Origin of the sequence: Pseudomonas sp. R2-60-08W, assembly GCF_003852335.1 — a bacterium.
Taxonomy (GTDB): domain Bacteria; phylum Pseudomonadota; class Gammaproteobacteria; order Pseudomonadales; family Pseudomonadaceae; genus Aquipseudomonas.
The window spans coordinates 5,321,250-5,340,014 of record NZ_CP027731.1 but is presented as its reverse complement, the minus strand read 5'-3'; the positions used below and the strand labels follow the sequence as shown (position 1 = coordinate 5,340,014).

Genomic DNA, 18,765 nt, shown 5'->3' with positions numbered 1-18,765 from the left:
TCCCACGCTCGGCGTGGGAATGCATCCCCGGGACGCTCCGCGTCCCTTGAGCGGACGCAGAGCGTCCATGGCGGCATTCCCACGCAGAGCGTGGGAACGATCAATACAGAATTCAGACAGGTGCTTTATGACAGCAGCCAACGTATACCAACAACGCCCCACCACCGGCGCCAAGGCGGAGTCCTCGCTGCACCATGCCGACCTCGCCAGCCTGGTCGGCAAGGGCCGCAAGAATGCCGGCGTGACCGTGCGTGAAAAGAAGCTTCTGGGCCACCTGACCCTCCGCGGCGACGGCCACGATGCCGCGTTCGCCAGCGGCGTGCACAAGGCCCTGGGCATCGAGCTGCCTGGCGCCCTGCAGGTCATCGTCAACGGTGAAACCAGCCTGCAATGGCTCGGCCCGGACGAGTGGCTGTTGATCGTGCCAGGCGGCGAAGAGTTCGCTGCCGAACAAAACCTGCGCGCGGCGTTGGGCGACCTGCATATTCAGATCGTCAACGTCAGCGGCGGCCAGCAAATTCTTGAACTCAGCGGTCCGAACGTGCGCGATGTGCTGATGAAGTCCACCAGCTACGACGTGCACCCCAACAACTTCCCGGTGGGCAAGGCGGTGGGCACGGTGTTCGCCAAGTCGCAACTGGTGATCCGTCATACCGCAGGAGACACCTGGGAACTGCTGATCCGTCGCAGCTTCTCGGACTACTGGTGGTTGTGGTTGCAGGACGCCTGCGCCGAGTTTGGCCTGAGCGTTCAAGCCTGATCGTTCCCACGCTCCGCGTGGGAACGCATCCCGGGACGCTCCGCGTCCCAAGAGCGGACGCAGAGCGTCCATGGCGGCATGCCCACGCAGAGCGTGGGAACGATCAAGGAGTCAACCGTAATGAGCCGCGCACCCGATACATGGATTTTAACCGCCGACTGCCCCAGCGTGCTCGGCACGGTGGACGCGGTCACCCGCTACCTGTTCGAGCAGGGCTGCTACGTCACCGAGCACCACTCGTTCGATGACCGCCTCTCGGGCCGGTTTTTCATCCGCGTGGAATTTCGCCAGCCGGACGGTTTTGACGAGCAAGCCTTTCGCGACGGCCTGGCCACGCGCGGCGAAGCCTTTGGCATGATCTTCGAGCTGACGGCGCCCAACTACCGGCCCAAAGTGGTGATCATGGTCTCCAAGGCCGATCACTGCCTGAATGACTTGCTGTACCGCCAGCGCATCGGCCAATTGTCGATGGACGTGGTCGCGGTGGTGTCCAACCACCCCGATCTGAAACCCTTGGCCGACTGGCACCAGATTCCTTACTTCCATTTCCCGCTGGACCCCAACGACAAGCCGTCCCAGGAGCGCGAGGTGTGGCAAGTGGTGGAAGACACCGGCGCCGAGTTGGTGATTCTTGCGCGCTACATGCAGGTGCTGTCGCCGGAACTGTGCCGCAAGCTGGACGGCAAGGCGATCAACATCCATCACTCGTTGCTGCCGGGCTTCAAGGGCGCCAAGCCCTATCACCAGGCGTACAACAAGGGCGTGAAACTGGTCGGCGCCACGGCGCATTACATCAACAACGATCTGGATGAAGGCCCGATCATCGCCCAAGGCGTGGAGGTGGTGGATCACAGCCACTATCCCGAGGATTTGATTGCCAAGGGGCGCGATATCGAAGGGCTCACGTTGGCGCGGGCGGTGGGGTATCACATCGAAAGACGTGTGTTCTTGAACGCTAACAGGACGGTCGTTCTTTAGTAGCTAGCTGCAAGCTTCAAGCCGCAAGTAAAAGCGGTACTGCACACTTCTTGCGGCTTGTAGCTTGCCGCTTGAAGCTCACTCCACTCTCTCAACAACGATAAATATAGAGGTGACTGACATGTCTGGTAATCGTGGTGTCGTGTATCTCGGCAACGGCAAGGTCGAAGTACAGAAAATCGACTATCCCAAAATGCAGGACCCCCGTGGCAGGAAGATCGAGCACGGCGTCATCCTGCGCGTGGTCTCTACCAACATCTGCGGCTCCGACCAACACATGGTGCGTGGCCGCACCACCGCCCAGACCGGCCTGGTGCTGGGGCATGAAATCACCGGCGAAGTGATCGAGAAGGGCAGCGACGTCGAGAACCTGAAGATCGGCGACCTGGTGTCGGTGCCCTTCAACGTAGCGTGCGGTCGTTGCCGCTCCTGCAAGGAAATGCACACCGGCGTGTGCTTGAGTGTCAACCCGGCGCGCCCGGGCGGTGCTTACGGCTATGTCGACATGGGCGACTGGACCGGTGGTCAGGCTGAATACGCGCTGGTGCCTTACGCCGACTTCAACCTGTTGAAACTGCCGGACCGCGACAAGGCGATGGAGAAAATCCGCGACCTGACGTGCCTCTCCGACATTCTGCCGACCGGTTATCACGGCGCGGTCACGGCAGGCGTTGGTCCAGGCAGCACGGTCTACATCGCCGGTGCCGGCCCCGTAGGCCTCGCCGCTGCCGCGTCAGCACGTCTGTTGGGCGCTGCGGTCGTGATCATCGGCGACGTCAACCCGATCCGCCTGGCCCACGCCAAGGCCCAGGGCTTTGAAATCGCCGACCTGTCCACCGACACTCCGTTGCACGAACAGATTGCCGCGCTGCTCGGCGAGCCGGAAGTGGACTGCGCCGTCGATGCCGTCGGCTTTGAAGCACGCGGCCACGGCCACGATGGCGTCAAGGCCGAAGCCCCGGCCACGGTGCTCAACTCACTGATGGGTGTGGTGCGCGTGGCGGGCAAGATCGGTATCCCTGGCCTGTACGTCACCGAAGATCCAGGCGCTGTCGATGCCGCCGCTAAAATGGGCAGCCTGAGCATTCGTTTTGGTCTGGGTTGGGCCAAATCCCACAGCTTCCACACCGGGCAAACGCCGGTGATGAAGTACAACCGCCAGCTGATGCAGGCGATCATGTGGGACCGTATCAACATCGCTGAAATCGTTGGCGTGCAGGTAATCAGCCTGGATGACGCGCCACGTGGCTATGGCGAGTTCGATGCGGGTGTGCCGAAGAAGTTTGTGATTGACCCGCATAAGCTGTTCAGCGCGGCGTAAAGCCTTGGGCAGATGTCCCAGCCACTGAAAACCAAATGTGGGAGGGGGCTTGCCCCCGATGGTGGTGGTTCAGTCAGTGCCGCTGTGACTGACCTGCCGCTATCGGGAGCAAGCCCCCTCCCACAAGGGATTCAGGGTGTTTAGCGTGCGGCCAGCGCACCCTGGTAGACGGTCGGGCCGGTTGGCTGCTTGCTCAGCGAGCCACCCTTGGTCTCCGAACTCACCATCAACTCCACCGGTTTGCTGATGCTTTCCTGCTGACGCGGGTTCAGGCCGATGATGCCTTTGCCATCTTCCGGCAAAAGTCCCAGAGACACAGGCGTGCCGTCTTTGGGGATGGCCCACAGCTCCAGGCTCTGGTCGGGCGCAGGCGCCGTGGCGGCAATCGGCTGTACTTCCAGATAATCCTTGTGCGCCATGATTTGCGCGGCCGGCTGCAGGGTCGTCGTCACCAACGTCGCCGCGGATTTGACGCTGTCCTGGGTGTAGAGCGCGCCGCCGATGCCGGCAGCCACTACGGCACAGGCGCCGATGAACAGACGCGGGCGGCTCCAGAAGGCAGGCTTGTGCTCAATCACTTGGGGTTGGATCGCAGTCATAAGTCTCTTCCTGACAAATTTTGTAGTCAGTTCCTAGACCCGCTTATCCCCGATGGGTTCCGGAACAACCGACGGGATACCCAGTCCAACGCCTGCTTTTGCACCTATCTCCTGAGGTTGTCTTGATGAAGATTTCACGCGGTTTTGCCCTTTCCTGCCTGTTGACCGTGGCCGCCAGCCCGGTGTTTGCCGCAGGCTTCAGCCTTGGCGATGCGGCCAACGCCATTTCCGGCATGCAGGGTGGCAACAACAAAGCCGCCGCCGCTGCTCCAACATCGGAGACGGCCGACCTGCTGACAGCCTTGACCTCTCAACTCAATATCACCCCGGAGCAAGCCGTCGGCGGCACGGGCGCGATGCTGGGCCTGGCGAAGAACAAGCTCAGCAGCAATGACTTTTCGCAGCTGGGCAATAGCGTGCCGGGCCTCGATAAACTGTCGGGTAACAACGCCCTGGGCAGCCTGGGTGCCTTGAGCGGGATGCTCGGCCAGGCCGGCGGCAGCAAGACCAGCGGCCTGGACGGCCTGCTGGGCAACGTGAAAAACACCAATGACTTGAACACCGCGTTCAGCGCCCTGGGCATGGACAGCGGCATGATCGGTCAGTTTGCCCCGGTGATCCTGCAATACCTGGGCGGGCAGGGCGCCGATAGCTCGGTGCTGGGCAAGCTGGCCCAGGCCTGGGGCACCGGCAGCTAAGACTGCTGCGCGCGCAGCTGCTCGATGCGCGCATCCTTCTCCCGCCAGAGCTGGTTGACCCAGTTCTGGACGGTCAGGCGAAACGCCGGATCGTTCTCGTAGTCCCCCTGCCACAGCGCCGCGTCCAATTCACGGGTGCGGATATCCACGATCACCTTCGGCACTGCGCCGCTGATCAAATCCCAGAACCCTGGAATCTTTGGCTGTGGATAGACCACGGTCACGTCGAGGACGGCATCCAACTGCTCGCCCAGCGCCGCCAACACAAAGGCCACGCCGCCCGCCTTCGGTTTGAGCAGTCGGTTAAACGGCGAGTCCTGCTGCTTGCGTTTAGCCTCGCTGAACCGCGTGCCTTCCAGGTAGTTGACCACCGTCACCGGCTGGCGCTTGAACAGCTCGCAGGCCTCTTTGGTGATCTTCAGGTCCTGCCCGGCCAGCTCCGGGTGCTTGGCCAGGTACGCTTTGGTGTAGCGCTTCATGAACGGATAATCCAGCGCCCACCAGGCCAGGCCAAGGAAGGGCACCCAGATCAACTCTTTTTTCAGGAAGAATTTGAAGAACGGTGTACGTCGGTTCAATGCCTGGATCAGCGCTGGAATATCCACCCAGGACTGGTGGTTGCTGATGACCAGGTAAGAGGTGTCGCCCCGCAGGTCCTCACCGCCGCGAATATCCCACTGGGTGGGAATGCACACCGCGAAGATCAGCTTGTCGATCTCGGCCCAGGTCTCGGCGATCCACATCACCGCCGATGACGCATAGTCACGCGAGCGGCCCGGTGCCACCAGCTTGAGCAGGGCAAACACCAGCAAGGGGCCGATCAGGATCAGCGTGTTGAGTAACAGCAGCAGTGTGACCAAACAGCCGGTGAGCAGGCGGCGCATAAGCAACTCTTGAAATTCTGTGGGCGGGCAATGATAAGCAAGGTGAGTCTAGAGGCCAAATCGCAAATGGCTGTACGAATGTTTCACAACGTGCCGGTTATGCTCGGTGATCCAACTAAGTGCCGTGCGTGCGGTCTAGAATCCGTCCACTTCTTTCGAGGAAATCATGCCGTGAAATTGCTCCTTGGCGCGTTCGCCCTAGTTTTTCCCGTTATCACCGCCATGCCCGTGATGGCCGCCGAACCGACCCTCTACGGTCGCTACGAATACATTCAACTGCCGGAAATCGGCCAGACCTTCAAGGCCAAGATGGACACCGGCGCGTTGACCGCCTCGCTGTCGGCCCGCGATATCGAAACCTTCACCCGTGATGGCGACGACTGGGTGCGCTTCCGCCTCGGCGGCAAGGACGCCGACAACAAAGTCTACGAGCACAAGGTCTCGCGCATCAGCAAGATCAAGAGCCGCGCCGACGAAGATGACGACAAGGACGAAGCCAGTGTGGCCAAGCGCCCGGTGATCGACCTGGAGATGTGCCTGGGTGACGTCAAGCGTACCGTCGAGGTCAACCTTACCGACCGCAGCAGCTTCAATTACCCGCTGCTGATCGGCGCCAAGGCCTTGCGTGAATTCGGTGCAGCAGTAAACCCGGCCCGTCGTTACACTGCCGACAAACCGGACTGCTGACGGACCCACATGCCGCATATCCTGATTGTCGAAGACGAAGCGGCGATTGCCGACACGCTGATCTTCGCCCTGCAAGGCGAAGGCTTCAGCACCACCTGGCTGAGCCTGGGCCAGGCGGCGCTGGAGCATCAGCGCCAAACCCCGGCCGACCTGATCATCCTCGACATCGGCCTGCCCGACATCAGCGGTTTTGAAACCTGCAAGCAATTGCGCCGGTTCAGCGAAGTGCCGGTGATGTTCCTCAGCGCGCGCGATGGCGAGATCGATCGGGTGGTGGGGCTGGAAATCGGCGCCGACGATTACGTGGTCAAGCCCTTCAGCCCGCGTGAAGTGGCGGCCAGGGTGCGGGCGATTCTCAAGCGGGTCGGCCCGACTGTGGCGCCTGCGGTGTTCCAGGTCGACCTGGAACGCATGCAGATCCACTATCGCAGCCAGCCGCTGAGCCTGACGCGTCACGAATTCCGCCTGCTGCAAAGCCTGCTGGAGCAACCTGAGCGTGTGTTCAGCCGCGAGCAACTGTTGGACGCGGTAGGCGTACCCGCCGACGCTGGTTACGAGCGCAACATCGACAGCCATATCAAAAGCCTGCGCGGCAAGTTGCGCAGCGTGGCCGCCGATGCCGAGCCGATCCAGACGCATCGCGGCCTGGGTTACAGCTACAGCCCGAGCCATAGCTGATGCGCCTGGGGCTGCGGATTTTCCTGGTTTACGCGCTGTTTATCGGCCTGACCGGTTACTTTGTGCTCAACACAGTGATGAAGGAAATCCGCCCCGGCGTACGCCAGTCCACCGAAGAAACCCTGGTGGACACCGCCAACCTGCTCGCCGAAGTCCTGCGCACCGATGTGAAGAACGGCACCCTCGGCCAGAGCCACTGGCCGCAGGTGCTCAAGGCGTATGGCAATCGTCAGCCGGGCGCGGTCATCTGGGGCCTGCCGAAGAACCAGGTCAACCACCGCATCTATGTCACCGACGCCAAGGGCACGGTATTGCTCGACTCCACGGGCGAGGCGGTGGGCCAGGACTATTCCAGGTGGAACGACGTGTACCTGACCCTGCGCGGTGAGTACGGCGCGCGCTCAACCCGCAGCGAAGCGGATGACCCAACCTCGTCGGTGATGCACGTGGGCGCGCCGATTCGTGACGACGGCCGGATTATCGGCGTGGTCACCGTGGCCAAGCCCAATAGCTCGTTACAGCCCTACGTCGACCGCACCGAGCGGCGCCTGCTGTGGTACGGCGCCGGGCTGGTGACTCTGGGCCTGCTGCTGGGCGCACTGTTGTCTTGGTGGCTGAGCGTCGCCCTGAAACGCTTGACCGCCTATGCCGAGGCCGTCAGCGAAGGGCGTCGGGCCGAGTTGCCGCATTACCGTGGCGGCGAGCTCAAGCAGCTGTCCACCGCTGTCGAACACATGCGCACGCAGCTGGAGGGCAAAGCCTATGTCGAACATTACGTGCACACCCTGACCCACGAACTGAAAAGCCCGCTGGCGGCCATTCGCGGCGCGGCGGAGTTGCTGCAGGGCGACATGACCCGCGAACAGCAGCAGCGTTTTGTCGGCAATATCGACAGTGAAAGCGCGCGCCTGCAACAGTTGATCGAGCGGTTGTTGAACCTGGCGCAGGTGGAGCAACGCCAGGGGTTGGAAGAACAATCGAGTATCGCGCTGGCGGGCCTGGTCGATGATGTACTCAAGGCGCAATGTGCGCGGATCGAAAGCGCCGGCCTGCAGGTCGAGCAAAGTATCGGCGCCGATGTGCGGGTGTTTGGCGAACCCTTCCTGCTGCGCCAGGCCTTGGGCAACCTGCTGGACAACGCCATGGATTTCACCCCGCCCGGCGGCGAACTGCGGTTCAGTGCGCAGGTGCGGCACAACGACGTTCGGGTGAGCCTGTTCAACCAGGCCGCGCCGATTCCGGATTACGCCTTGCCGCGCCTGAGCGAGCGTTTCTATTCCCTGCCGCGTCCGGCCAGCGGGCGCAAAAGCACCGGCCTGGGCCTTAACTTTGTCGAAGAAGTGATGAAGCTGCACGGCGGTACGCTGCAGATCGGCAACGTACCGGGTGGCGTGGAGGTGGTGCTGCATCTCCACACAATCTCCACACTGCCCACATAAATCCCCCACACAGGCTGCCCAGACTCTCCTTATCAAAACAGGGAGAGTCCCATGAACCGCAGCCTGCTTTTCAAACTTGGCGCGATTGCGCTGCTGATCCTGCTGTTGCTGATTCCGTTGCTGATGATCAACGGCATTATCAGCGACCGCCAGCAACTGCGCGACGGCGTATTGATGGACATCGCCCGCAGTTCCAGCTTCGCGCAGCGCCTCACCGGCCCGGTAATGGTGGTGCCTTATCGCAAGACGGTGCGCGAATGGAAACTCAATGAAAAACTCAACAAACGCTACGAAGAAACCCGCGAGGAGCGCGGCCGTCTGTATTTCCTGCCGGAGCGCTTTGAACTCGACGGCCAGGTGCAGACCGAGCTGCGCGCACGGGGCATCTACCAGGCGCGGTTGTTTCATGCCGACAACCGCATCAGTGGGCGTTTCCAACTGCCAGCACAACTGGGCATCACGGAAAACTTCGCTGATTACCGTTTTGAACCGGCGTTTCTGGCGATGGGCATCAGCGATATTCGCGGCATCGAAAATGCGCTGACGCTGGAGCTGGGCGATCAGCGCCTGGAATTTGCGCCGGGCTCCCTGGTGGACTGGCTGGGGGAGGGCGTGCATGTGCTGCTGCCCGACCAGGACAGCAGAAAACCCGCCGCCGTGGACTTCGCCTTTGACCTGCGCCTGCAGGGCACCGAACAACTGCAGGTGGTGCCCGTGGGCAAGACCAGCCAGGTATCACTTGCCTCCAACTGGCCGCACCCAAGCTTTATCGGCAACTTCCTGCCGGCGCAGCGGGAAGTCACCGACAAGGGCTTTACCGCCCACTGGCAAACCTCGTTCTTCGCAACCAACCTCGAGCAGGCCCTGCAAACTTGCCTGGACCGCCAGGGCTGTGATGACTTCAATAACCGCAGCTTCGGCGTGAACTTCATCGACCCGGTGGACCAGTACCTCAAGAGCGAGCGCGCGATCAAATACGCGCTGCTGTTCATCGCCCTGACCTTTGCCGGCTTCTTCCTGTTCGAAGTGCTCAAGAACCTGGCGGTGCACCCCATCCAGTACGCCTTGGTGGGCTTTGCATTGGCGTTCTTCTACCTGCTGCTGTTGTCGCTGTCCGAGCATCTGGGGTTTGCCCTGGCGTACCTGATATCGGCCAGCGCCTGCGTGCTGTTGATCGGCTTCTACGTGTGCCATGTGCTGCGCAGCGTGGTCCATGGCCTGGGCTTTTCGGTGGGCTTGGCGGCGTTGTATGGGTTGTTGTACGGGCTGCTGAGTGCCGAGGATTACGCGTTGCTGATGGGCTCGTTGTTGCTGTTCAGCCTGCTGGGCACGGTGATGGTGCTGACGCGCAGGCTGGATTGGTATGGCGTGGGCAAGCGCAAGGTGGCAGAGCCGTTACAGTTCGATCTGGAGGCGGTGCAATGATCGGGTTGCGCGAGGATCAGCAAATGAAGGCCAGGATGATCGACTTCCTCAATCACACCGCCGCTCAATGTGGGAGGGGGCTTGCCCCCGATAGCGGTGGTTCAGAGAAAAATGAGCGCAATGACACACCGCAATCGGGGGCAAGCCCCCTCCCACATTGGGTCTGTGTGAACATCACGCGGGCGGTTGGGTCTGCTGCAGCGAAGGCCGCTGGCTGACCTCGGCGTACCAGGCGGCAAGCCTTGGGTTATCCATGCGCCATTGCAGGTCGGGATGGCGGAAGTCGAGGTAGCCCAAGGCACAGGCCACGCTGATCGCGGCGATGTCGAAATGGCTGGCCAGTTCAGCAATCGCCTCGGCCTCCAGCTCGGCCAGTGCGCGCCGCATCTTGTTGCGCTGCTCGTCCAGCCACTGGTCCCAATGTTTCTCCACCGGGCGCATCGCAGTCTCGTAGCGCACCAGCACGGCGGCATCCATGATCCCGTCGGCCATCGAGGCCAGAGTCAGGCGGCGCCAGCGGGCCGAGCCGTCGCGGGGGATCAGCGGGTTGCCGACGTGCTGGTGGTCGAAGTAATCGAGGATCACCCGGCTGTCATGCAGTACCGAACCGTCGGCCAGGCGCAGGGCCGGGATCTTGCCGACCGGGTTGCCTTGCACCACGTGCGCATCCGGGTTGACGGGGGTGGGCATACAGGCATGCAGGGCCACACGGTCCTGCTGGCCGGTCTCGATCAGCAGCACGCGCACTTTGCGCACGAACGGCGACGCGGGGTTGTGGAACAAGGTCATGCTGGGGGCGGACATGGGCATTCCTCGAAATGGGATGTGGCTAGCCTAGAGGCTTGCGCCGTGGCTGGCGAGGGGGATTTTTGGTGGTTTCGAAGGCCTCATCGGGGGCAAGCCCCCTCCCACACTTGATTGTGTGAACCCGATCCAATGTGGGAGGAGGCTTGCCCCGATAGCGCCCTCAGCCGCGCCGCTTGAACAACGCCCATGCACCAATGCCAGCAGGAACGCCCAACCCGACCCAACTCAACACATCCCACCCCCCATCCCCCAGCAACGCCGCAAACAACCCGACGGCGCTCAACAGGCCAATCCCCAGCGGAATGCCGAACACTTTCCAGAAACTCGACTGCCGGGGCTTCATGCCTTACCCGCCTTGCGCCGCACGATCCATAAGTAAATCCCGCTGACCAGCACGATGATGGTCAGCACATCCAGCACCGCCCAGAGGATTTTCATCGGCATGCCGCCGTAGTCACCGAAGTGCAGCGGCTGGGACATGCCCATGGCGTCCATGTACCAGGGCCGTGCGGCGATGGCGGTCACGGCCAGGGTGCGGGCGTCGATCAATACCGGGGTGAGCAGATGGGAAGTGAGGTGGGTGCTGCCCTTCATGAACACGGCGTAGTGATGTTCGCTGGAAAAGCGCGTGCCGGGGAAGGCGATGAAGTCTGGCTCCATTCCCGGCGCGGCGTTGGCGGCAATGCTCAGCAGCTCAGTGGCCGGTGCGCGCTGAGTCAGTGGCGGGGCGTTTTTATAGGGTTCGATCATGGTGCTGAGGGCGTCCTCGCGCCAGGCGGCGATGATCAGGTCGGCGCAGGCGCTGATCACACCGGTCACGCCCACCACCAGTGCCCACGTCAGGGTGACCACACCGATCAGGTTGTGCAGGTCGAGCCAGCGCAGGCGAGTAGACTTGTTTTGGCGCACGGTGGCGAACTTCAAACGGCGCATGAACGGCAGGTACAGCACCGTGCCCGAGATAATCGCCAGCACGAACAGCAGGCCCATGAACGCGAGCAACAGCTTGCCTGGCAGCCCGGCGAACATGTCCACATGCAGGCGCAGCAGGAACAGGGTGAGCCCGCCATTGGCGGAGGGCATTTCCACCGCTTCGCCGGTACGCGCATCCAGCATGAAGGTGTGGGACGAATTCGGTTCGGTGCCGGCCGTGGCAGCCATAATCGCGATCACACCGTTCTGGTCGTCCTCGTCCCACGCCAGGTACTGCATGGCCTCGCCGGGTCGATGAGCCTGGGCCTTGGCCACCAGTTGCTCCAGGTTGAGTTGCGGCGTCCCGGCGGGCATCTGCTTGAGCTGCGGCTCGTTGCCCAGCAGATGGTCGATCTCGTGGTGAAACACCAGCGGCAAGCCGGTTAGGGCGAGCAGCAGCAGGAATACGGTGCAGATCAGGCTGGTCCAGGTGTGGATGAAGGACCAGCGGCGGATGGTTTTGCTTTTCATGTTCTAGCCTTCAGACACACCAAAGCCGCCCCGTTTGGGACGGCCCGGTTGTTAACTCAGCCGATTACCATTGGTAGGTGGCACTGGCGACGACGCTGCGTTGGTCGCCGAAGTAGCAGTAGGAACCGTCACAGGTGGAAATGTAATCTTTGTTGAACAGGTTGGTCGCGTTCACTTTCACCGACGCGCCCTTGAGGCTGTTGTCCAGGCGGCCGAGGTCGTAGTGCACGGCGCCGTCGAATACGGTGTAGGCGTTGGCTTTGCCGGACCAGGTATTGGCCTGGTCGCCATAGGTATTGCCGGTGTAGCGGGCGCCAAAACCGATGCCGAACCCATCCAGTGCGCCGCTATGCCAGGTGTAGTCGGTCCACAGGGAGGCTTGCTGGTTTGGCATCAGTTGCAGGCGGTTGCCTTTGAAGTCACCTTTTTGCACTTCGGATTTGGCCAGGGTATACGCCGCGATTACCTTGAGGTTTTCGGTTACGTCAGAGATAGCCTCCAGCTCCAGGCCCTTGACCTTTACCTCGCCGGTCTGGTCGGTTACCGAGGCGCCGCCGGACTGGAAGCTGGTGACCTGCACGTTTTTCTGGGTCAGGTCGTAGACCGCAGCGCTGAGCAATGTATTGGAGCCCGGTGGCTGGTATTTGATCCCAAGTTCCCACTGTTTGCCTTCCGTCGGTTTAAACGACTGAAGGGGGTCCACACTGGCGTTGCTTGCGGGCTGGAATGACTCGGCGTACGAGAGGTAGGGCACGAAACCCGAGTCAAACACATAACTCAGTGCTGCATTGCCACTGAAGTTTTTGCTGCGGTCGGTATTGGTTGCGTCGCTTTTGTTGAAGTAGGTGGTGCCCTGGTGTACCCAGTCTTCGCGTCCGCCGAGGGTCAGGCGCCAGTTGTCCAGGGCCATCTGGTCCTGCACGTAAAGGCCGGTCTGTACGGTTTTCTGGTTGTAATCGTAGAACGCAGTGGAGCGCGCTGGGCGCACGATCGGCTGGCCGTAGACCGGGTTGAAGATGTTCGTGGTGCCGCCGTCGCCAAAAATCGCCAAGTACGACGTATCGGTACGTTGATGGTCCAGACCGAGCAGAACGGTGTGGTTCACAGCGCCGGTTGAGAAGTCCGCCTGGAAGTTGTTATCGACGGCGAACTGGCTGATGTCTTCGTCCACGTTGGTCGACGAGCGGCTGATGTTGCCATTGGTGTCGGCCGGTGAGAAGGCGTACGAACCCACCGTCAGTTGCTGAAACGCCAGCTCGGATTTGGTGTAGCGCAGGTTTTGCTTGAACTGCCAGGTGTCATTGAAGCGGTGCTCGAACGCGTAGCCGAGTGCGTAGTAGGTGCGGTCGTAGAAATCGTAATCGGGGTCACCGAGGTTCTTGTGGTGGGAAACGTCGCCCAGCGGCGATTTGATCTTGGTGCCTTGGATCGGCAGGAACTGGCTGGTGGTGCCTGTATCGTCACGGGTGAACTGCGACAGGAAAGTCAGCTTGGTATCGGTGTCGATATTCCAGGTCAGGCTTGGCGCGATGTTGTAGCGCTTGTTGTCGATGTGATCGACCTGGGTGCCGGCATCGCGCACCACGCCGCCAAGGCCGTAGAGAAACTGGCCTTCATCATCGATCTTGCCAGTGCTTTCGAAATTGATCTGGCGGTAGTTGTCACTGCCGTATTGCACCTGGATAGCGTGGCTCGATTCTGCGCTGGGACGGCGGCTGACCATGTCCAACAGGCCGCCCGGCGGGGTCTGACCATAGACCGACGAAGCCGGGCCGCGCAGCAGGGCGAGGCGATCCAGGTTCCAGGTTTCAGCTTTCGGGTTAGCGTATACGCCACGGGACAGTGGCAGGCCGTCGAGGAATTGGGTGGGTTCGAAACCGCGTACGCGCATCCAGTCGTAGCGGGTGTCGCTGCCGTAGCTGGCGGAGACGATGCCAGGCATGTATTTGACGGCGTCGTCGAGGTTCTGCACGTTGCGATCCTGCATTTGCTCGCGGGTGGCCACGGAGATCGAGCGCGGCGCCTCGACCAGGGCCGTGTCGGTCTTGGTGCCGGCGGCGGTGCGTTTCGCCAGGTAACCTTCGACCGGCCCCCACGCACTCTCATAACTGCCCTGACCAATAATGCTCGTCTGCGGCAACGCCACGACACCATCTGCAATCGCCACCAACGTAAACGTCCCGGCGCTGCTCTGCTCCAACTGCAACCCCGTGCCCCGCAACGCTTCCCGCAGCGCACCCTGCGCGTCGAACTGGCCCTTGACCGGGGCTGAGGTCTTGCCGGCGGCGAGCGCCGGATTGAGGGTGAGGGCGAGGCCGGCCTGGCTGGCGATCTGGTTCAGGGTGGAGGCCAGTGGGGCGGGCGCCAGGTTGTAGGCGCGCACGCTGGTGGCCTGTTCGGCGGCGATGAGCGGGGAGCTGACCAGCGGGGCGCCGAGGGCTATTGCCACGGCTAACAGGCTGGGGCGCAATAAAGTGTCTAGCGTGCGGGACATGGGCGGCTCCTGAATGGAAATATTTCTCAATTGCCTAGGTGCCGGACGAGAGTTGGAAAGTGATAGGGCGGGGTGAAACTATTTTTTGGGTGGTGCTCTTGAGGGCCTCATCGGGGGCAAGCCCCCTTCCACACTTTGATTTGTGAATACATTCAAAATGTGGGAGGGGGCTTGCCCCCGATAGCAATCGCCCAGGCACTTCAAACCCTAAGGTTTACCCTTGACAGTCACCCACCACGGCGTGTGCTGCTCGATCCGCACCGGCAGTGTGGGCAATAGCGCATTGAGCGCCAGGGCGGTGTCATGCAGTGGGAAGCTGCCGGTGATGCGCAGGTCGGCCACGTTGTCATCCACGCCCAGATGGCCGGTGCGATACCGGCCGAGTTCCGCCACCACATCGCCCAGGCGGGCGTTGTCGACGACCAGCATGCCGCGGGTCCAGGCGTCGGTGGCCGGCGGGACGGCAAGCAAAGGGCCGAGGCCATCGCTGCGCATCAGCACTTGCTGGCCTTGCTTGAACACCTGCTCCTGATGCAGTGCCTGAGGCTGGGCGGCCACGGCCGATTGCAGCACGCTCAGGCGCGTGGCGTGATCTTCGCGCCTGACGATAAACCGCGTCCCCAACGCCCGCAGGTTGCCGTCGCGGGTCTGGACAGAGAACGGACGCGCATCGTTGTGGCCGGTTTCGACGAAAATTTCGCCTTCCTGCAACACAATCAAACGGCGTTTATCGTCGAAATGCACGTCAATTGCGCTGTGGGTATTGAGCGTGATCCGGCTGCCGTCCGCCAGCGTGAGCGTGCGCTGTTCGCCGGTGGCGGTGCGTTGATCGGCCAGCCAATAGTGGATCGGCACATACCGCTCACCGGCAAACAACGCCAGCCCCACTACCAGCGCAATACTCGCCAGGCCACGGCCCAGCTTGCGCATGCGCTGGCGAACGCTTTCGCGCGACTGCAACAACGCGGCCCGCGCGGGCCCGCAGGCTACGCTGAAACGCTGGTCGAGCATGCCCAGCTGGCGCCAGGCGCGGGCGTGTTCTTCATCGCTGGCCAGCCATTTGGCGAATTCTTCCTGTTCCACCTCGCTGCCATCGCCTGCGTCGAGGGACAGTTGCCAGGCAATCGCGGCGTCCAGCACGCGGGCCGACACCGGCTTGGAGCTGATCAGCGTCACGTCGGCTCGCCATACAGCGCGATGTAGCACTGGCGAATGCCCTGGGCCAGGTACTGGCGCACACGCGGCACCGACACACCCAGGCGCTGGGCGATTTCTGCATGGGCCATGCCGTCGAGGCGGTTATAGAGGAACGCGGCGCGGGCTTTGCTCGACAGTGTGCCGAGCAGGCGGTCGATGGCCTTGAGGTCTTCAAGGATCAGGTGCTGTTCTTCGGGCGAAGGGTGTTCGCTTTCCGGGATCAGCATCAATTCGGTGAGGTAGGCCTGTTCCAGGGCGGCGCGGCGGAAGTAGTCGAACAGCAAGCCTTTGGCAATCGCTACCAGAAAGGCGCGTGGCTCGCGGGGTGCGCGCAGCTCATCTCGGCCCAGCAGGCGCATGAAGGTGTCCTGGCTGAGGTCTTCGGCGCGGCTCGGGCAGGCTACGTTGCGCCGCAGCCAGGCCAGCAGCCAGCCACGATGGTCGCGATACAACGCGCCAACAAGCTCACTGTGTGGGGGCTGGACCGACGACAAGGCATCACCGAATAAAGTTTAAACTAACGAGAATTATTCGCGATTGTGTCAGAGGCGTGGGATGGGCGCAATTGGCGTCTGTCGGGAGATCGTTCCCACGCTCTGCGTGGGAATGCCGCCCTGGGCGCTCCGCGTCCCCTAGAACGACGGCGTGGGAATGCCGCCCTGGACGCTCCGCGTCCCCTAGAACGACGGAGCTTGTTTACGCCGCTTCCACTGGGACAAACGCTCTTGCAGCGCCTGGGGCGTGTCGATGTGTTGCTGGCGCGCACGGCTGAACAGAATCAGCATCAGCTCCGCCGTCGCCAGTGCGTCAGCGCTGGCGTGATGGCGCTCGCCCACCTGCAATTTGAAATGGCTGATCCAGTCATCCAGCCCCGCCTCACGGATGTTCGCTTCAGGGCATAACAGCGGGGCGATATCGGCCACATCGAGAAACGGGTGGGTCAGGCGATAACTCAGGCTGTCCATCAGCGCCCGGCCCAGCATGTGTTGATCGAACGGCGCATGGAAGGCCAGCAGCGGGCTGTCGCCAACGAACGCCATGAAGTCCAGCAGCGCGTCCACCGGGTCGCTGCCGGCCGCGATGGCGCTGGGGCCGAGGCCGTGGATCAACACGCTGGGGCTGAGTTTGGTGGCGGTGCGTTGCAGGGTGCGTTCGAACATCTGCGAGAAATCCACCGCACCGTCCTCGATCACCACGGCGCCGATGGACAGCACCTGGTCACGGTTGAGGTTCAGGCCGCTGGTTTCCAGGTCGACCACCACCCAGCGCTGGCTGCGCAATGTGCCATGGCCCAGCGCCGAGGGGCCGCGCAACTCGGCCAGGCGCTGCTGCTGCGCCGCGTCGAGCCTGGGTTTTTTCGCGCGCAGCCAACTGAACAGGCTCACAGTTGATAGCGCAAGGTCAGGCTGCTTTGCAGGCGCTGGGCCTGACGCAGGGATTCGCGCAGGATGCGCCGGTCCAGGTGATTTAGGCTGTCCGGATCGACGCGATTGGAATACGGCTGGTTTTCCCGCGTCTGCACCTGGTGCTGCTGCATGCGGGTTTGTTGGATGAAGTGATAGGCCTCTTCATACGCGGCGCCGTCCAGTGGCTCGATCACGCCTTTGGCGACCAACTGGCGCAGCCGCTCCAGGGTGTTGTTGGCATGCACGCCGTGGGCCAGGGCCAGCAGGCGCGCACCGTCCACAAACGGCGTGAGGCCCTGCACCTTGAGATCAAGGGTGGCCTTTTCACCGCTTTTGCGCGTCAGCACGAACTCGCGAAAGCGCCCCACGGGTGGGCGTTGGCGTAAGGCATTCTCGGCCAGCATGCGCTGGAACAGTCGGTTGTCCGCCACCTGATCCAGAATGCCCTGGCGTAGTTGCTCGCAGCCCTGCTCGTCGCCCCACACCACCCGCAAATCGAAATAGATGCTCGACCCCAGCAGATTTTCCGGCGTCGCTTCGCGGATGAAGGCGCCAAACCGCCGCGCCCACTCGGCCCGTGATAGGCACAGCTCCGGGTTGCCGGCCATGATATTGCCCTTGCACAGGCTGAAGCCGCACAGCGCCAGGCTCTGGTTGATCTGTTGCGCCAGGGGCAGCAGGCGCTCGCGAATGTCGGCGGCCTCCACGGCGTCTTTGGCCTCGAACAAGATGCCGTTGTCCTGGTCGGTGTACAGCGTCTGTTCGCGGCGGCCTTCGCTGCCAAAGCACAACCAACTGAAGGGCACGCCGGGGTCGCCTCTTTCCGCCAGGGTCAGCTCGATGACCCGGCACACGGTGTGATCGTTCAGCAAGGTAATGATGTGAGTGATCTGGGTCGACGAAGCGCCGTGGGCCAGCATGCGCTCGACCAGTTGGCCGATTTCGCCGCGGATCGCCACCAGCTGTTCCACCCGGGACGCGTTGCGGATGGTCCGCGCCAGGTGCACCAGGTCGACGCGCTGCAGGGAAAACAGATCGCGCTCCGATACCACGCCACACAGGCGCCGGTCCTGCACCAGGCATACATGGGCGATATGCCGCTCGGTCATGGCGATCGCCGCGTCGAACGCGCTGTGGTCCGGGGACAAGAAAAACGGCGCCTGGGTCATATGGCCGGCGATACCTTGACTGAAATCACCGGTGCCGTCGGCCACTACCTGGCGCAGGTCACGCAAGGTAAAGATGCCCAGCGGCGCCTTGTGCTCATCGACAATCACAATGCTGCCGACCTGCTGCTCGTGCATCAGCCTCACCGCTTCGCGCAGCGCGGTGTCCGGGCTGCAGGTGACGGGATGGCGCATGGCCAGTTCCCCCAGGCGCGTGTTCAGGGAATATTGGGTGCCGAGGGTTTCCACGGCTTTTTGCTGCACCTGCTGGTTGACCTGATCAAGCAGGCTGCTGACACCGCGCAAGGCGAAATCCCGAAACGGGCTGGACAGGGCGAACAGCTTGATGAACGCCATCTTGTTCAGTTGCAGGCAGAAGGTGTCTTCGCAGGCTTTGTGCTCGGTGCGGGTGGCGCGTTCGCCGAGCAAAGCGGCGAGGGGGAAGCACTCGCCGGTGGTGATTTCGAACGTGGTATCTGCCGAGTCCGGGCGCTCGCCGACCACGCGGCCCTGCTTGACGATATAAAAATGCTCGACCGGCCCGCCCGACGGTTTGAGGATGCTGTCGCCGGGGCCATAGAAGCGCAGTTGGCACTGTTCCACCAGAAACGCCAGGTGTGCCTGCTCCATCTGATTGAATGGAGGAAATCGTTGCAGGAATTGCAAAGTGCCATGGATGTTCTGCAACACGGCGGTTTTACCCGCCTGCGTGAAAGCATCAGCTTTACTCATAACAGTGACCGCAGTTTTTTTGTCGTTATCGTGCTGCATGGTCGACTGCCG

Annotated in this window: 18 protein-coding genes; 8 read left to right on the top strand and 10 right to left on the bottom strand. The window is 62.2% G+C overall.

The genetic code is table 11. The features are described 5' to 3' along the window. Positions 1-127: 127 nt before the first annotated feature. The 3 genes from C4J90_RS24445 (at position 128) to fdhA (ending at position 3,059) form a co-directional block, all read left to right on the top strand. Entirely contained in the window at positions 128-760 is a 633-nt protein-coding gene (locus tag C4J90_RS24445; RefSeq protein ID WP_124421001.1) for a sarcosine oxidase subunit gamma, read from the top strand. A 120-nt stretch (positions 761-880) separates the two neighbouring features. Next, entirely contained in the window at positions 881-1,738 is an 858-nt protein-coding gene (gene purU, locus C4J90_RS24440) for a formyltetrahydrofolate deformylase (protein ID WP_124421000.1), read from the top strand. Positions 1,739-1,859: 121 nt separating this feature from the next. Further along, the gene (gene fdhA, locus C4J90_RS24435; protein WP_065885453.1) at positions 1,860-3,059 is read left to right on the top strand and encodes a formaldehyde dehydrogenase, glutathione-independent; all 1,200 of its coding nucleotides are present in this window, start codon (positions 1,860-1,862) and stop codon (positions 3,057-3,059) included. A gap of 140 nt (positions 3,060-3,199) precedes the next feature. On the opposite strand, the gene C4J90_RS24430 is transcribed toward fdhA, so the two are convergent. Continuing rightward, positions 3,200-3,658, bottom strand: coding sequence for an anti-sigma factor domain-containing protein (locus C4J90_RS24430; RefSeq protein ID WP_124420999.1), 459 nt, complete (start codon positions 3,656-3,658; stop codon positions 3,200-3,202). Positions 3,659-3,783: 125 nt separating this feature from the next. On the opposite strand from C4J90_RS24430, the gene C4J90_RS24425 reads away from it, so the two are divergent. Then, positions 3,784-4,356 carry a DUF2780 domain-containing protein gene (locus tag C4J90_RS24425; protein WP_124420998.1) on the top strand — a complete coding sequence of 191 codons (573 nt, stop codon included), beginning with the start codon at positions 3,784-3,786 and terminating at the stop codon, positions 4,354-4,356. On the opposite strand, the gene C4J90_RS24420 is transcribed toward C4J90_RS24425, so the two are convergent. Then, the gene (locus C4J90_RS24420; protein ID WP_124364701.1) at positions 4,353-5,240 is read right to left on the bottom strand and encodes an acyltransferase; all 888 of its coding nucleotides are present in this window, start codon (positions 5,238-5,240) and stop codon (positions 4,353-4,355) included. The two genes, C4J90_RS24425 and C4J90_RS24420, sit on opposite strands and share 4 nt — an antisense overlap. Before the next feature lie 171 nt (positions 5,241-5,411). Here C4J90_RS24420 and C4J90_RS24415 point away from each other — a divergent pair, with 171 nt between their 5' ends. From C4J90_RS24415 to creD, 4 genes are read left to right on the top strand one after another with little or no spacing between them, the layout of a single operon-like run. Next, positions 5,412-5,927, top strand: coding sequence for an ATP-dependent zinc protease (locus C4J90_RS24415; RefSeq protein ID WP_372237481.1), 516 nt, complete (start codon positions 5,412-5,414; stop codon positions 5,925-5,927). A gap of 9 nt (positions 5,928-5,936) precedes the next feature. Then, complete coding sequence (gene creB / locus C4J90_RS24410) at positions 5,937-6,605, top strand: two-component system response regulator CreB (RefSeq protein WP_124364700.1); 669 nt, start codon at positions 5,937-5,939, stop codon at positions 6,603-6,605. Then, the gene (gene creC, locus C4J90_RS24405) at positions 6,605-8,044 is read left to right on the top strand and encodes a two-component system sensor histidine kinase CreC (RefSeq protein WP_124420997.1); all 1,440 of its coding nucleotides are present in this window, start codon (positions 6,605-6,607) and stop codon (positions 8,042-8,044) included. Before creB ends, creC begins: the two co-directional genes overlap by 1 nt. A 51-nt stretch (positions 8,045-8,095) precedes the next feature. After that, positions 8,096-9,469 carry a cell envelope integrity protein CreD gene (gene creD, locus C4J90_RS24400; RefSeq protein ID WP_124420996.1) on the top strand — a complete coding sequence of 458 codons (1,374 nt, stop codon included), beginning with the start codon at positions 8,096-8,098 and terminating at the stop codon, positions 9,467-9,469. A gap of 174 nt (positions 9,470-9,643) precedes the next feature. Here the strand turns inward: creD and C4J90_RS24395 are convergent, their stop codons facing one another. The 8 genes from C4J90_RS24395 to C4J90_RS24360 form a co-directional block, all read right to left on the bottom strand. After that, the gene (locus tag C4J90_RS24395; protein WP_124420995.1) at positions 9,644-10,273 is read right to left on the bottom strand and encodes a glutathione S-transferase N-terminal domain-containing protein; all 630 of its coding nucleotides are present in this window, start codon (positions 10,271-10,273) and stop codon (positions 9,644-9,646) included. Between the two features lie 163 nt (positions 10,274-10,436). Next, the gene (locus C4J90_RS24390; RefSeq protein ID WP_124420994.1) at positions 10,437-10,619 is read right to left on the bottom strand and encodes a hypothetical protein; all 183 of its coding nucleotides are present in this window, start codon (positions 10,617-10,619) and stop codon (positions 10,437-10,439) included. Continuing rightward, positions 10,616-11,719 carry a PepSY domain-containing protein gene (locus C4J90_RS24385; RefSeq protein ID WP_124420993.1) on the bottom strand — a complete coding sequence of 368 codons (1,104 nt, stop codon included), beginning with the start codon at positions 11,717-11,719 and terminating at the stop codon, positions 10,616-10,618. Before C4J90_RS24385 ends, C4J90_RS24390 begins: the two co-directional genes overlap by 4 nt. 64 nt (positions 11,720-11,783) lie before the next feature. Beyond that, positions 11,784-14,213 carry a TonB-dependent siderophore receptor gene (locus C4J90_RS24380; RefSeq protein ID WP_124420992.1) on the bottom strand — a complete coding sequence of 810 codons (2,430 nt, stop codon included), beginning with the start codon at positions 14,211-14,213 and terminating at the stop codon, positions 11,784-11,786. A gap of 207 nt (positions 14,214-14,420) precedes the next feature. Next, a complete protein-coding gene (locus tag C4J90_RS24375; RefSeq protein ID WP_124420991.1) occupies positions 14,421-15,389 on the bottom strand; it encodes a FecR family protein in 969 nt (322 codons plus the stop codon). Further along, positions 15,386-15,904, bottom strand: a complete 519-nt coding sequence (locus C4J90_RS24370) for an RNA polymerase sigma factor (RefSeq protein ID WP_124415756.1) — start codon at positions 15,902-15,904, stop codon at positions 15,386-15,388. Before C4J90_RS24370 ends, C4J90_RS24375 begins: the two co-directional genes overlap by 4 nt. Positions 15,905-16,087: 183 nt before the next feature. Next, positions 16,088-16,795, bottom strand: coding sequence for a PolC-type DNA polymerase III (locus tag C4J90_RS24365; RefSeq protein ID WP_124372079.1), 708 nt, complete (start codon positions 16,793-16,795; stop codon positions 16,088-16,090). Beyond that, entirely contained in the window at positions 16,792-18,714 is a 1,923-nt protein-coding gene (locus C4J90_RS24360; protein ID WP_124415754.1) for a putative nucleotidyltransferase substrate binding domain-containing protein, read from the bottom strand. The genes C4J90_RS24365 and C4J90_RS24360 overlap by 4 nt, the downstream gene beginning before the upstream one ends. Between the last annotated feature and the right edge of the window lie 51 nt (positions 18,715-18,765).

What these genes read in the sequence shown, in the direction of transcription:
- purU (WP_124421000.1), top strand. Translation starts at nt 881, where the DNA reads ATGAGCCGCGCACCCGATACATGGATTTTAACCGCCGACTGCCCCAGC.
- C4J90_RS24425 (WP_124420998.1), top strand. Translation starts at nt 3,784, where the DNA reads ATGAAGATTTCACGCGGTTTTGCCCTTTCCTGCCTGTTGACCGTGGCC.
- C4J90_RS24430 (WP_124420999.1), bottom strand. Translation starts at nt 3,658, where the DNA reads ATGACTGCGATCCAACCCCAAGTGATTGAGCACAAGCCTGCCTTCTGG.
- creD (WP_124420996.1), top strand. Translation starts at nt 8,096, where the DNA reads ATGAACCGCAGCCTGCTTTTCAAACTTGGCGCGATTGCGCTGCTGATC.
- C4J90_RS24395 (WP_124420995.1), bottom strand. Translation starts at nt 10,273, where the DNA reads ATGTCCGCCCCCAGCATGACCTTGTTCCACAACCCCGCGTCGCCGTTC.
- C4J90_RS24380 (WP_124420992.1), bottom strand. Translation starts at nt 14,213, where the DNA reads ATGTCCCGCACGCTAGACACTTTATTGCGCCCCAGCCTGTTAGCCGTG.
- C4J90_RS24360 (WP_124415754.1), bottom strand. Translation starts at nt 18,714, where the DNA reads ATGAGTAAAGCTGATGCTTTCACGCAGGCGGGTAAAACCGCCGTGTTG.
- C4J90_RS24385 (WP_124420993.1), bottom strand. Translation starts at nt 11,719, where the DNA reads ATGAAAAGCAAAACCATCCGCCGCTGGTCCTTCATCCACACCTGGACC.
- creB (WP_124364700.1), top strand. Translation starts at nt 5,937, where the DNA reads ATGCCGCATATCCTGATTGTCGAAGACGAAGCGGCGATTGCCGACACG.
- C4J90_RS24390 (WP_124420994.1), bottom strand. Translation starts at nt 10,619, where the DNA reads ATGAAGCCCCGGCAGTCGAGTTTCTGGAAAGTGTTCGGCATTCCGCTG.
- creC (WP_124420997.1), top strand. Translation starts at nt 6,605, where the DNA reads ATGCGCCTGGGGCTGCGGATTTTCCTGGTTTACGCGCTGTTTATCGGC.
- C4J90_RS24445 (WP_124421001.1), top strand. Translation starts at nt 128, where the DNA reads ATGACAGCAGCCAACGTATACCAACAACGCCCCACCACCGGCGCCAAG.
- fdhA (WP_065885453.1), top strand. Translation starts at nt 1,860, where the DNA reads ATGTCTGGTAATCGTGGTGTCGTGTATCTCGGCAACGGCAAGGTCGAA.
- C4J90_RS24420 (WP_124364701.1), bottom strand. Translation starts at nt 5,240, where the DNA reads ATGCGCCGCCTGCTCACCGGCTGTTTGGTCACACTGCTGCTGTTACTC.